The organism is Paenibacillus sp. FSL R5-0923, assembly GCF_038009145.1.
Classification (GTDB): Bacteria; Bacillota; Bacilli; order Paenibacillales; family Paenibacillaceae; genus Paenibacillus_AQ.
Window position 1 is genome coordinate 3,807,193 of the sequence record NZ_JBBPAT010000001.1, and the last position, 12,680, is coordinate 3,819,872.

Consider the following 12,680-nt stretch of genomic DNA (forward strand, 5'->3'; position numbering starts at 1 on the left):
CTATTTATTGGGTTAGTGCTTGTAAGGAGAGATAAGGCTATGGGATTTCGTGTGATAAAAACAGCAGCAGCTACGTTATTATCCGTATTAGTTGCGTCTGCAGTGGGTATACCTAATGCGCAGAGTGCAGGCTTGCTGGCAATTTTGGGTGTTGAGGTTACTTTGAAAAGGAGTTTCCGAACGATAACGGCTCGTTTTTTAGCCTCGCTCGTGGGACTCTTTTTTGGCTGCATCCTATTCTGGCTTCTAGGGTTCCATTACTGGGTGCTCGGGCTGTATGTACTCGTGGGCTTTCCGATGATTGTAAAGTCTGGCTACAAAGAAGGAATTGTCACCAGCTCGGTTATCGTGTTTCGCGTGTTTGGACAAGCTGAACTATCGCTCCATGTCCTGTTGCAGCAAATAGAGCTTCTTGCTATCGGGCTCGGTTCAGCAGGGCTGGTAAACTTGATTTACATGCCTCAGACTGGTGGGGTCATTTATGGGATCCGTAAGGAAGTGGATCGCTATTTTTCGGTTATTTTTACACAGATGGCCCGAACGCTTCGAGATCCTGCGTATATTTGGGACGGCAAAGAATTAATTGACGCAGATAATACAGTGCAGCGGGGATTAACGGCAGCTACCCGTGAGATGGAGAATCATGTTATTCATCCTGATGAAGCATGGAATGTTTATTTCTACATGCGGAAAGAGCAACTGGAATCGATTCAAAGTATGATGCAGCTGCTTTCTCAAGTGTACCGCCATTTACCGCATGGGGAGATGGTTGCTGAGTTATTTGACCAGCTTAGCGGGGATGTGCTTGCGGAAGAATATACTGGACGAACTGAACATTTACTGGACGAGCTAACAAGAGAATTCGAAGAAATGGATCTGCCAGAGACACGTGAGGAATTTGAAGTGCGCTCAGCTATTCTTCAGTTATGCAGGGAACTGGCACTTTATTTAAAGATCGCTAAGCGGCATAAAATCCCGGTCAGTTACAAGCCGGAGAAACGTTTGAAGATTCGAAATAAGGCTTAAATTGAGGCTTTAATAAACTGAAGTATTAACTATCTCTGTCAAAATCACGATAAGATATGTATGAGCTAAAAGTTGATCACAGGATATGATTAACGATTTTATGGTGAGTTCAAATAATAGCAGGAAGTTCGGTAGTCGAATTTTCCGCATTGGCAGGTGAGGCGTATGGACAAAGTTATGGAATCATTTATAGGAAAACAGCTTATAGCTAACCTTTTTAATGACAAAGGAGTATTTGTTTTACCCGCATTGACTTTATTAAGTGCTGAGCATATACGATTAATTAATCAACATAAGATCACCCTAGAGTCTCATGACGTCGTACAGCTGGATAGCGCGGAATTTTTCCAACTTGCAATCGATGATTGCACAGCTGCGATAGAAAATATTTTTGAACAGCTTCGTCATAACAAAAACAAACGAATTCCTATGCTTGAAGTTAGAAATGAAGTCATTCCGTTTATTCAGCAGGTAAGCGAAAAGAATGACTTCTACGGCGTATTGGCTGCATTGCAGTCCAAGGATGATTATACATACAGACATAATGTAGCGGTTGGTATTTTATCTACATTGCTAGGTAAATGGCTAAAATTAAAGCCTGAGGATTTGAGTATGCTGACGATCGCAGCGACCCTTCATGATATCGGAAAAATGAGGATTCCGGATGAATTATTAACCCGGCCGGGCCCGTTGACCGCTGAGGAGTATCAGCTTATGAAAAAGCATACGACCTATGGATACGAGATGATCCGGGACACTATTGGAACCAATCATTTGCAAGCGCTCGTCGCCCTGCAGCATCATGAAAGAATGGACGGCAGTGGTTATCCATTCGGCGTACTTGGGAATCGGATCACTGATTTCAGTAAAATTGTTGCAGTAGCAGACGTGTTCCATGCGATGACATCCGACCGGTTTTATCGTAAAGCTTCACCTCTTTATGAAGTGTTGCTGCAGATGGAGGAAAACGTATTTGGCAAGCTTGACCCTTATATTTGTAGAGTCTTTATTAATAAGTTAATGCAGTCAATGATAGGGAATGAAGTGGAATTGACTGATGGACGGACAGGAAAAATCATTATGATTCTTGCTACTGATCCACTGCGTCCCCTCGTGAATATTGATGACGATTTTATTGACCTGAGCAAACATAGATCTATTGGTATTATGCGCGTAATCCCGCAATAGCGGGCTTTATAAGGTTTTTTTAACGTTCAGAATGGATATGTATCAGGCTGGACCATTTTTATAATCTACTCATATCTGTACAAATTTTGAAATAAAATGAACTATAAGTCTCCTGATAAGACCCTCTGGAGGGCTTACTCAAATTTATTTATAGACTAACAATCAACAAATGCCTAGAACCTGCATACACTTGATAGTGAATGATTGTATGGAGGAGGTTTAAAGATGTCATTAAGCCATAAACGTCAAACAAGGGAGATCATTACGAAGGCAATTTGCGGCAAAGGTCGTAAGTTCTCTACAGCAACCCATACCGTGACTCCGCCACATCACCCGACTAGTATTCTGGGGGCTTGGATTATCAACCACCAGTACGAAGCGGTTGCCGCCGGGAACGGAATCGAAGTAATTGGTACTTACGATGTAAACATCTGGTACTCGTACGACAAGAACAAGCAGACCGAGGTAGCTAAAGAAACGGTCTCCTATGTGGAGCTCATTCCGCTTTCGTACCTGGACACGAGACACCGCACTTCTACCGTTGAGGTCTCTGCGGAGGCAACGCAGGAACCCAACTGTGTAGAAGCGGGCGTATCGCCAGGCGGAGGCAGTGTGACACTTCGCGTAGAGCGCGAATTCGAAGTGGAGTTGGTGGCTGAGACCAAAGTCCGTGTGTATGTCACTGAGCAAAGCGATGATCCAGAAGACAAGGATTATGATTTTGAAGGTGATAGCTTCGATTACGATGATCTAGACCCTGACAATCTGGATGATGAACTGTAAGGAAGGATACGCCGCCGCTAACTGAGTACTGATGGGTTATGGTCCATTATATGTAGGGAGGGCGGCGGCGTAGAGGGCGAATGCCCTCCTTTTTTTTATTTATTTTTAGAATTAAAACTGGAATCAGAGTGGATGAAGAACAACTTGGTTCATATGAATGGGCAAGAAGTGCTACTGCAGGGCTTTCAATCTTGGGCTGCGATGGATGGAGGGACAGGAGAATGAATGAGGGGTTTAAGGTGTATTGGGGATTGTCATCAGCACAGAGAGAGTCCAGATTATTTCGGAGCGGGATTGAAGCGACGCTCACTTCGTCTAGTAAGCAGGAACTGTTGCGAATGAAGGGCTCAGAAGCATCTCTGCGGAGAAACCAGACCTCTGGTGAAAGAAATCGCTTAGAAGATACATATGATACTCTGCCTTCCGATAAGGCCCATAAACAGTGCTATAACATACTCGTGTATAATTTGAGCGTTCTGCAGATCACTCCACTAGGAGCAGGCCCAGGTATGCGCGCAGCCTCCGATTTGCTAGCCGGGGTTGTGCGAATGGATAGAGTCGATAGCAACGAATCAATGGGGGCTGCACCAGGAGTATGGCGTGGAGTAATGAAATTACTTCAGCGTATTGCTGTTCGGACTTTGTACAGCTTGGGGCTGGATAGCGGTGAGGTCCTGCTGAGGGCAATGGGGAACCGGAGGTATGTCGTGGAGGGAGTCACTCCACTATTACAGAGTTCCGGCAAATCATTGCCAGAGCCTTATCGTTCCGCTGCATTAGCGCTGGAACGGAGCCTTGCTCTGGAGCAGCCAGGCCGCAGCGGCCTGCTCATGGGCATGGACCCGGAGTTTATCATCCTCCGGGAGTCCACGGGGCGCGTCGTGCCTGCGTCGCGGTACCTGCCCACGGACGGCGTCGCAGGCTGCGACGCCGGACCTCCGGGAACGCGCGGCGCGTTCCCGGTCGCCGAGCTGCGCCCCCAGCCGCGCGGGGAACCACGCGCGCTGCTGGCGCAGCTGATGTCCGCCGCGGCTACGGCGGACCGGCTCATCGCCGACCGCACGCTGCGCTGGCGGGCGGGAGGGATGCCGCTGACGGGCTGGGCCCTCGGCGGCCATTTGCACTTCAGCGGCGTTACGCTGACGGCGCCGCTCTTGCGCGCGCTCGACAACTATCTCGCGCTGCCGATGCTTTTGCTTGAGGACGTCCGCGCGGGAGCGCGTCGTCCTCGTTACGGCGTGCTCGGCGATTTCCGGATTCAGCCGCATGGCGGCTTTGAGTACCGGACTTTGCCGAGCTTCCTGGTATCCCCGGTCATCGCTAAAGGCGCGGTCTATCTGGCTCACCTTATCGTGAGCCATTATGAAGACCTGACGCTACGCCCGCTCGACCGGGAAGACCTGCATATCGCCTACTACGGCGGCGATAAATCCCCGCTGCGCGACGCAGTACCCCTTCTGCTGGCGCAGCTACGCTCTCTAGGCGGCTACGAGAAGGCCGCCCAATACATAGAGCCTTTATTTCAGTATATCGCCTCTAAACGAACGTGGGATGAATCTCGCGATATCCGTGAGCTGTGGTGCAGCAAAGTTAAAGCTTGAGCTTATATTTCAAAATATTAGAAAGTATTAGTTTTTCACATATCCCTTATATCTAATATTTCTCGCATAAACGCTTACCGTCCTAATAAGGACGCCGAAGGCGTTTATGCTTGTCTACATGTACAAGATGCTCCAAGAGCCGATATCTTGAAATCCAAGTCGTTTGTATATGACCCCAGCATGAGGGTTGTCATAAAAGAGGCATAAAGATTTCCCTTCAGAGAGTAAGTCTGTGCATAGCTGTGCAACTACGCTTGTAGCTAATCCTTGCTCTCTGAATGCTTGATGAGTGGCAACCCCTACAATCATAGCTGACATGGAATTTTCCGCTGATGTTGAGGCCGTTGTAATCACCTGATCTTCACGTTTCATATAATACGTACGGCCAGTGCCAGTCGCCAATGTTTTACGTAGGCTAGTTCTCGATCCATCCCGACTGCTTTCAAACTCTTCTATTGTATCCGTAAGCGAACAAATCGCTTCCACATCCTGGATGGTTGCTTTATTCATGTTATCAACGGAAGAAGAGTACTGTTTAATTTTGGCATTCATTTCCTTTAGCTCAGCAAAGTATAATTGCTTTTCTTGTTTAAAGTTAATTACTCCGTCAAAGGCCTTTACCACTTCGGTTACACCGGAAATCATATGAATATCGTTATCTTGTCGCATGATTGTAGCGAATCCTTCCACATCAAACGGCCCATCCGCGTAAGGAAGATAGCTTCTATAGAAACGTAATAGCACGGCTTTTATCCGACCATCAGATGGATCTATCTCTCCCCACAATGCCATAAAATCCTGTTCAAACCCGAAATTCTCTACATCTCCAATGATGAACAAATTAAGAGCAGGCTCTTTCTGTAGCAACGCCATTAGAAGTTCCCGATCATCCTCTGTAAGTCTTCGTATCATTTGATATTCTCCTTTTATTTTCTTATGATCTAACGCTCTGTGTTAAGATTTTACAATATTAAAATGCAGAAGAATACATCTCTTTCTAATGAACGATGGATGCTTGTAATATATACAAAAGGTACTACCCATTGAGCTTCAGGAATAGTGTCGGATTTCGTGATTTTTTGTCTGAGGATCGAGAAGAATGAACTTCTATGCGGTTGCAGGGTGACTTTGTACGCAAATTTTCTGTTATAATGGAGGACAGCAATAAATAGGCATGGAGGTTGACCATGGCACAATATACGCCGATGATTGAGCAATATTTAAAAGTGAAGGAAGGGGCAAAGGATGCCTTCCTATTTTTTAGACTGGGCGATTTCTATGAAATGTTCTTTGAAGATGCCATTTTGGCTTCCAAGGAGCTTGAAATTACGTTGACAGGTCGCGAAGGCGGGGGCGCAGAGAAGATCCCGATGTGTGGAGTACCTTATCACGCCGCCGAGGGTTATATTCAACGCCTGATTGAAAAAGGATATAAAGTCGCTATTTGTGAGCAATTAGAGGATGCTTCTGTCACAAAGGGAATGGTGAAACGGGATATCGTACGTGTCGTGACACCTGGAACAGTTATGGATGGAAAAATCATTGCCGACAAAAGCAACAATTATCTTGTTTGTGTAACCGAAAGTGATGGGATGATGGCATTAGCTGCATGTGATTTAACTACAGGTGAATTGTATGTTACTTCAGTGTTATCTGGTGCAGAGTGGCTGCGCGATGAGATTGGCATTTATGAACCGGCTGAGATCATCGGAGACCCGACGTTATTGGAGCTTTTACGTAGTGAAACGCCTCTGTTGGCGAAACCTGTTGTGTACACACCTTGGGAGAAACGTGAGGAGGAGCTGGCACGTCGACAATTCGGTGAAGCCGCATGGGTTCGTCTGGAGAAAGAACGTGGACAATGTCTAACGCTGCTAATCTCCTATCTAAACGAGACGCAACGGCGTTCAATGGGACAACTTAGTCAAATTTCTCCTTATGAACCAGGTAATTATATGATTCTTGATCCGTTCACACGCCGAAATCTGGAGCTAACAGAGACGGTCCGAGAACGTTCTAAAAAAGGATCTCTTCTATGGCTACTAGACCGTACCGAAACATCCATGGGTGCGCGATTGTTACGTCGTAGAATAGATAAGCCGCTGTTGCAGCGCGCTCCGATCGAACGTCGCCTAGAAGCAGTTGATTATTTGTACAATCAGTTTATTGTTCGAGAGGACCTGCGTTTAGCGTTGAAGGAAATTTATGACTTAGAGCGGCTGGTAGGTCGTATTGCCTTTGGTAGTGCGAATGGTCGTGACATGAATGCCTTAAAGCTATCACTGGCACAAATCCCTGCTTTGAAGGAATTATGTATGACTTCGGGATCTGCAACCCTACGCGAGATCGGTGCTAGCATGGATGAATGTGCCGAGATACGGGAGGATATAGATCGAGCAATTGTTGAAGATGCGCCGGTGTCCGTGCGAGACGGAGGGATTATCCGTTCTGGTTATCATGCCAGGTTGGACGAGCTGCGGGAAGCTAGTAGTAATGGTAAACGTTGGATCGCCGAACTGGAAGCGAAAGAACGGCAAGCCACAGGCATCAAATCACTGAAGATCGGATATAACAAAATCTTCGGTTATTTCATAGAGATCACCAAATCCAATCTGGCTTCGTTGCCGGAAGGGCGTTATGAACGTAAGCAGACGCTTGCAAATGCAGAGCGATTTGTTACACCTGAGCTTAAAGAGAAAGAGGCACTGATTCTGGAAGCGCAAGATAAAATGACAGATTTGGAGTACAGCCTGTTTACTGAACTGCGTGATCGAATCAGCGGTCAAATTCCGCGACTGCAGAATCTTGCGGAAAAGGTAGCAGAGATTGATGTGTATCAATGTCTGGCAGCCGTCAGTGCCGAGCATCGCTTCGTAAAACCTGTCCTATCGGATGGGTACGATCTTCGACTTGAAGGTGGTCGTCATCCTGTCGTGGAGGCTGTGTTAAAGGACTCGGCTTTTATAGCAAACGGAAGTACGCTAAGTAAGGAAGACGGAAATATTCTTTTGATCACTGGTCCTAATATGGCTGGGAAAAGTACCTATATGCGGCAGGTTGCACTCATTTGTATTATGGCTCAAATTGGCTGTTTCGTTCCGGCCACCAGTGCAGAAGTTCCGCTAATTGATCGAATCTTTACTCGTATTGGGGCAGCTGATGATTTGATCGGAGGTCAGAGTACATTTATGGTAGAAATGGCCGACATACAGGTCATGACAGAAAAAGCAACAGTCCGGAGTTTAATTATCATTGATGAGCTTGGTAGAGGAACATCGACGAGTGAAGGCATGGCGATTGCACAAGCGGTAATTGAGTATGTGCACGATACCATTTCTTGCAAAGCTTTAGTTTCGACGCATTTTCATGAATTGGCTCACTTAGAAGAAAGTCTTAAAGGGCTTAAGAATTACTCTATGGCCGTACAGGAGAGCGGGGATAAAGTTAACTTCCTGCGTAAGCTTGTTCCGGGAGCGGCAGACAGTAGCTATGGGATTTATTGTGCACGCCTAGCAGGGCTTCCTGAAGGGATCATTGATCGTGCTTACGGTCTGCTTCAAAGTATCGAGCAGGCGGCTCATCCAGGTGGTTCCTCTATTCATTATGGGGGTGGACTAGAAAGTCAGGCCGCTGCAAAAGAGGTCGCAACTACATCTACCCAACAACCCGATAATGTCATCGCAGAAACTTCGGGGATTCCTGCAGACTCCTATTCATCAATAGCAGATGAAGTAGTTCAACTGTCTATCTTTGGCGAGGAAGAACCACGTAAGAATCGGAAAGGTAGTGCAAATCAGTCGGCTGTAGTAACTGAAGTACAAGAGAATCCTGCGATAAAAGAATTCATCACTTCTGTGCGTAACGCAGATCTTATGAATATGACTCCGCTTCAGGCTATGAGTCTGCTGAACGACCTGAAGATGAAAGCAAAGGATCTTTAATTATTGATTGCCTAAATAAGAGGTGAATGAAATTGGCCAAAATTCATATATTGGACGAGCATATTGCCAACCAGATTGCTGCGGGTGAAGTTGTAGAGCGACCAGCTTCTGTTGTGAAGGAGCTAGTTGAGAATGCTATTGACGCAGGAAGCACAAGGATTGAGGTTTCGGTGGAGGAAGGCGGTTTACAGAGCATCCGAGTAAAAGATAACGGCTCGGGGATCGAGCCTGAGGATTGCGAGACCGCCTTTTATCGTCATGCCACAAGTAAAATCGCTAATGGGCGTGATCTATTCCAGATCACTAGCTTAGGGTTCCGAGGTGAGGCGCTCCCCAGTATTGCTGCGGTATCCAAAGTCTCTCTTCTAACGGCTACTGCCGATGACGGCAAAGGACGCCTGATTGATATTGAGGGTGGTAATTTAATTCGGAATGAAGATTCCCCTTCGGGCCGTGGGAGCGATCTAGCGGTGCGTGAATTATTTTTTAACACACCGGCACGGCTGAAATACATGAAGAGTATCCAGACGGAGCTTGGTCATATATCGGATGCCATGTATCGAATGGCGTTAGCCCATCCGGGAATCTCTTTTACCTTGCATCATAATGGCAATCAGCTGCTGCACACGCTTGGTAATGGTGATCTGCTGCAAGTGATCGCAGCGGTGTACGGAACCTCCGCAGCCAAGGCTATGTTGCCGATTACGGCAGAGGATTTGGATTATCGTATTTCTGGTTATATAAGTCGTCCGGAATGGACACGCTCAAATCGAAACGCAGTGACTACCATTGTGGGAGGACGATATATTCGCAGCAATGGTCTGAACGCAGCGATCATGCGTGCTTATCATACTTTACTTCCGATTAACCGCTATCCACTGCTGGTGCTCGAACTGGACATGCATCCTTCACTTGTGGACGTCAATGTTCATCCAGCTAAGCTGGAGGTTCGGTTTAGTAAGGAGAATGAGCTTTACACGTTTGTTGAACAAGAAATTCGTAAAGTGTTGTTAGGGCAAAGTTTGATACCGCGTCCAGGTAAAGAAACCATTGGGCCAAAGGGTAGCAGTTCATTTATACAGGAGCAGTTTGCTTTTTCTAAAGGGTCAGTTCCGGCACCCCCACCGTCTGAGGTGGGCAAGGATTCAGTTCCTCAGGGATCTGGTAGTTCCTTTAGTAGACAACAACCATCAAATGTTGAGCAGAGCGCCAGTGAGTTCAGAAAAGAGGGGCAGATTGATACTCCGATGACCCGTGAAACAGCTCCATCCTACGGGTCAGGATACCAGTCTTCCTCTTCACAAGGACGTCAAAATAATGTGAGCAACAACTATGCTAATGGGTATCGCCCGCAAGAAGCTTCATCCCTGCAGAAGCAGATTCCTTCTGCCCAAGCGTTATGGGCACCGCCAGTCGATGAAGAACCTGGGCTTCCTGCCTTCCCGGAACTAAATTATATTGGACAGCATCATGGGACTTATATTATCGCTCAAAATGACGGCGGATTGTATCTCATTGATCAACATGCGGCACACGAACGCATAAATTACGAGTTTTTTTATGAGAAGTTCGGTCGTCCTGAAGACGCTTCTCAGGATCTGCTTTTGCCAATTACGCTTGAGTTCACGCCTTCGGAAAGTCGTCAACTTAGTGAACGTCTACATTGGTTTCAGCAGGCTGGAGTGTACCTTGAACATTTTGGAGGACAGACTTTTCTGATTCGATCTTTGCCTTATTGGTTTCCTGAAGGTGAGGAGAAGGCGATCGTTGAAGAAATGGCGGAGTGGGTCTTGAGTGAACGATTGATTGACCTAGCAAAGCTACGAGAGAAATCGTCTATTCTATGCTCGTGTAAAGCCTCCATCAAAGCCAACCAGAAACTAACAGAACAGGAAGTCGAGGCCTTGTTGTCTCGTCTGGCAGCATGTAGACAGCCGTATACTTGTCCACATGGGCGTCCGATTGTGATTTCTTTTTCATCCTATGATTTAGAGAAATTGTTCAAACGGGTGATGTAATTGTACGATTAGAAATTTGTTTATAGCAAGACTGGAGGCAACATGATTATAACTACGGGTTATAGCCCGATAATGGATATTGTAGAGCGAGCTCAGAATCTCGCAGAAAGAACGGGCTGTAAATACGCTCCACGCGAGAAATTCTCTATACCCAAGATGGTGGAACACTATGGAGATGAGGATATACTAATCCTTTCTCAAGAAGCCGTTCGTTTACACCGATTAGGGATGGAGCCTATGGAGTTTCACCCAAGCATGGGTTTTGTTCGTGCGAAACGGATTCTAAAGGGTGAAATAGAACCGATGCTTGTCGCTGCTCGAATGCTTCCCGGAGATAGCGTACTAGATTGCACAGCGGGTCTAGGTGCTGATTCGTTGCTATTTGCTGTGCATGGTGGTGAGTCCTCAGAGATTACCGCTCTGGAGAGCTCATTGCCGCTGTATGCACTGCTCTATGAAGGGATGCGGCATTATACCTCTGGGCAAGTAAGGGTTAATGAGGCCTTGCGTAGAATTAATGTCGTTCATAGTGAACATTTGGACTACTTACGTGCTCTACCGGATCGAAGTGTAGATATTGTGTACTTTGATCCTATGTTCCGAGTGCCGCTGACCGGTTCTGCTTCGATTTCCCCCCTGCGGCAGTTTGCTAATCGTGCAGCATTATCACTAGAGAGTGTAGCTGAGGCGGTAAGAGTGGCCCGTAAAACTGTTCTTTTGAAAGAAAAGGCTCTGAGCGGCGAATTTGAAAGGCTTGGCTTTACAGAGCTGCTCCGGAGCAACTCCAAAACATCGTACGGGGTGATACACATTGACAACTAAAGAGAGACATAAGGTTCTAGTCTTATTAGGACCAACAGCTGTAGGTAAAACCAGGTTAAGTCTGGAGCTTGCGGCTGCATATAACGCAGAGATTATTTCTGGAGATTCGATGCAGGTTTATCGTGGTATGGATATTGGTACAGCTAAGATTACTCCAGCTGAGATGATGGGAATTCCTCACCACCTAATCGACATTCATGATCCACAGGACCCATATTCTGCTGCTGAATTTCAGGAACAAGGTAGCAGACTTATCGAAGAGATAAGCAGTCGTGGGAAACTTCCATTTATTGTTGGGGGAACGGGTCTCTATATTGAGTCCTTATGTTACGGTTTTCAATTCTCTGAAGCTGTGGCTGACGAAGCTTTCCGTAAAGAACAGGATCAATTTGCAGAAGAACATGGAGCGCTTGCACTGCATGCCAGACTTGAAGCCGTTGATCCGGTCAGTGCAGCGAAATTGCATCCGAATGACCGCCGTAGAATTATACGGGCACTGGAAATTCATCACCAGACAAACACCACACTTTCCGCTTCTCATGCAGCTCAAAAGAAGGAGTCGCCCTATGACTTATGCCTTATCGGTTTGACAATGGACCGGAAAATACTATATAAACGTATTGAGGACCGAATTGATAGCATGCTTGCGGATGGTCTTGTTGCTGAGGTGAAGGGACTGCTGGAAAACGGCTACAGCAGAAGCCTTGTGTCCATGCAGGGACTGGGCTACAAGGAAATTGCCGCTTACCTCGCAGGGGAACTGACGCTTGAGGAAGCTGTGATACTGCTTAAACGCGATACTCGCCGATTCGCCAAAAGACAGTTGTCATGGTTTCGCCACATGAAGGAAATCGAGTGGATCGATGTCGAAGGTGAGCAAAACTTTTCTGAGAATTTCTCGAAAATACGTGCTATAATAGCAGGAAAGTTTCTCTCAGGTCTTGAATATACTTCTGAACAATATAATTGAACCATTGGGGGTACGTCATATGAACAAGTCCATTAACATCCAAGATACATTCTTGAACCAACTACGCAAAGAAAATATCCCTGCTACAGTATATTTGACCAACGGCTTTCAAATCCGGGGAATTATTAAAGCATTCGACAATTTTACAATCGTTATTGACAGTGATGGACGCCAGCAAATGGTGTATAAGCACGCGATTTCCACTTTTACACCACAGCGCAGTGTGTCACTTATGCAGGACAATAGTAACGAAGAATAACATTAACAAAATTGAAGTGAAACCTTTCTTGTTAATAAATCGTTTGAATAGAGTGTGAGAGAGCAACCTGAG

Annotated in this window: 10 protein-coding genes; 9 read left to right on the forward strand and 1 reads right to left on the reverse strand. The window is 46.3% G+C overall.

Translation table 11 applies throughout. The features are described 5' to 3' along the window. Positions 1–39 precede the first annotated feature (39 nt). The 4 genes from MKX35_RS16985 (at position 40) to MKX35_RS17000 (ending at position 4,598) form a co-directional block, all read left to right on the forward strand. Positions 40–1,026: an aromatic acid exporter family protein gene (locus MKX35_RS16985; RefSeq protein WP_042188904.1), complete on the forward strand. Its 987-nt coding sequence runs from the start codon at positions 40–42 to the stop codon at positions 1,024–1,026. A gap of 165 nt (positions 1,027–1,191) precedes the next feature. Then, positions 1,192–2,214, forward strand: a complete 1,023-nt coding sequence (locus tag MKX35_RS16990; protein WP_052404322.1) for an HD-GYP domain-containing protein — start codon at positions 1,192–1,194, stop codon at positions 2,212–2,214. A 225-nt stretch (positions 2,215–2,439) separates the two neighbouring features. Continuing rightward, positions 2,440–2,997 (forward strand): outer spore coat protein CotE, encoded by a 558-nt coding sequence (locus MKX35_RS16995; protein WP_036687755.1) that lies wholly within the window; start codon positions 2,440–2,442, stop codon positions 2,995–2,997. A 707-nt stretch (positions 2,998–3,704) separates the two neighbouring features. Beyond that, positions 3,705–4,598: a putative amidoligase domain-containing protein gene (locus tag MKX35_RS17000; RefSeq protein ID WP_179086663.1), complete on the forward strand. Its 894-nt coding sequence runs from the start codon at positions 3,705–3,707 to the stop codon at positions 4,596–4,598. Between the two features lie 114 nt (positions 4,599–4,712). Here MKX35_RS17000 and MKX35_RS17005 read toward each other — a convergent pair whose 3' ends face one another. Next, the gene (locus MKX35_RS17005) at positions 4,713–5,510 is read right to left on the reverse strand and encodes a GNAT family N-acetyltransferase (RefSeq protein WP_076298776.1); all 798 of its coding nucleotides are present in this window, start codon (positions 5,508–5,510) and stop codon (positions 4,713–4,715) included. 275 nt (positions 5,511–5,785) lie between these two features. On the opposite strand from MKX35_RS17005, the gene mutS reads away from it, so the two are divergent. Genes mutS through hfq form a run of 5 tightly spaced genes read left to right on the forward strand, consistent with a single transcriptional unit; the run spans position 5,786 to position 12,608 of the window. Then, on the forward strand, positions 5,786–8,539 hold the full coding sequence (gene mutS, locus MKX35_RS17010) for a DNA mismatch repair protein MutS (protein WP_076298775.1): 2,754 nt from the start codon (positions 5,786–5,788) through the stop codon (positions 8,537–8,539). Positions 8,540–8,571: 32 nt separating this feature from the next. Continuing rightward, a complete protein-coding gene (gene mutL, locus MKX35_RS17015; RefSeq protein ID WP_081382783.1) occupies positions 8,572–10,557 on the forward strand; it encodes a DNA mismatch repair endonuclease MutL in 1,986 nt (661 codons plus the stop codon). A 42-nt stretch (positions 10,558–10,599) separates the two neighbouring features. After that, on the forward strand, positions 10,600–11,379 hold the full coding sequence (locus MKX35_RS17020) for a class I SAM-dependent methyltransferase (protein ID WP_076298773.1): 780 nt from the start codon (positions 10,600–10,602) through the stop codon (positions 11,377–11,379). Continuing rightward, positions 11,369–12,349: a tRNA (adenosine(37)-N6)-dimethylallyltransferase MiaA gene (miaA, locus tag MKX35_RS17025; RefSeq protein WP_076283510.1), complete on the forward strand. Its 981-nt coding sequence runs from the start codon at positions 11,369–11,371 to the stop codon at positions 12,347–12,349. Before MKX35_RS17020 ends, miaA begins: the two co-directional genes overlap by 11 nt. Before the next feature lie 19 nt (positions 12,350–12,368). Beyond that, positions 12,369–12,608: an RNA chaperone Hfq gene (hfq, locus tag MKX35_RS17030; RefSeq protein ID WP_042128368.1), complete on the forward strand. Its 240-nt coding sequence runs from the start codon at positions 12,369–12,371 to the stop codon at positions 12,606–12,608. The last annotated feature ends 72 nt before the right edge of the window (positions 12,609–12,680 follow it).

Coding starts and splice junctions, on each gene's coding strand:
- MKX35_RS16985 (WP_042188904.1), top strand. CDS start 40: ATGGGATTTCGTGTGATAAAAACAGCAGCAGCTACGTTATTATCCGTA.
- MKX35_RS16990 (WP_052404322.1), top strand. CDS start 1,192: ATGGACAAAGTTATGGAATCATTTATAGGAAAACAGCTTATAGCTAAC.
- MKX35_RS16995 (WP_036687755.1), top strand. CDS start 2,440: ATGTCATTAAGCCATAAACGTCAAACAAGGGAGATCATTACGAAGGCA.
- MKX35_RS17005 (WP_076298776.1), bottom strand. CDS start 5,510: ATGATACGAAGACTTACAGAGGATGATCGGGAACTTCTAATGGCGTTG.
- mutS (WP_076298775.1), top strand. CDS start 5,786: ATGGCACAATATACGCCGATGATTGAGCAATATTTAAAAGTGAAGGAA.
- MKX35_RS17020 (WP_076298773.1), top strand. CDS start 10,600: ATGATTATAACTACGGGTTATAGCCCGATAATGGATATTGTAGAGCGA.
- hfq (WP_042128368.1), top strand. CDS start 12,369: ATGAACAAGTCCATTAACATCCAAGATACATTCTTGAACCAACTACGC.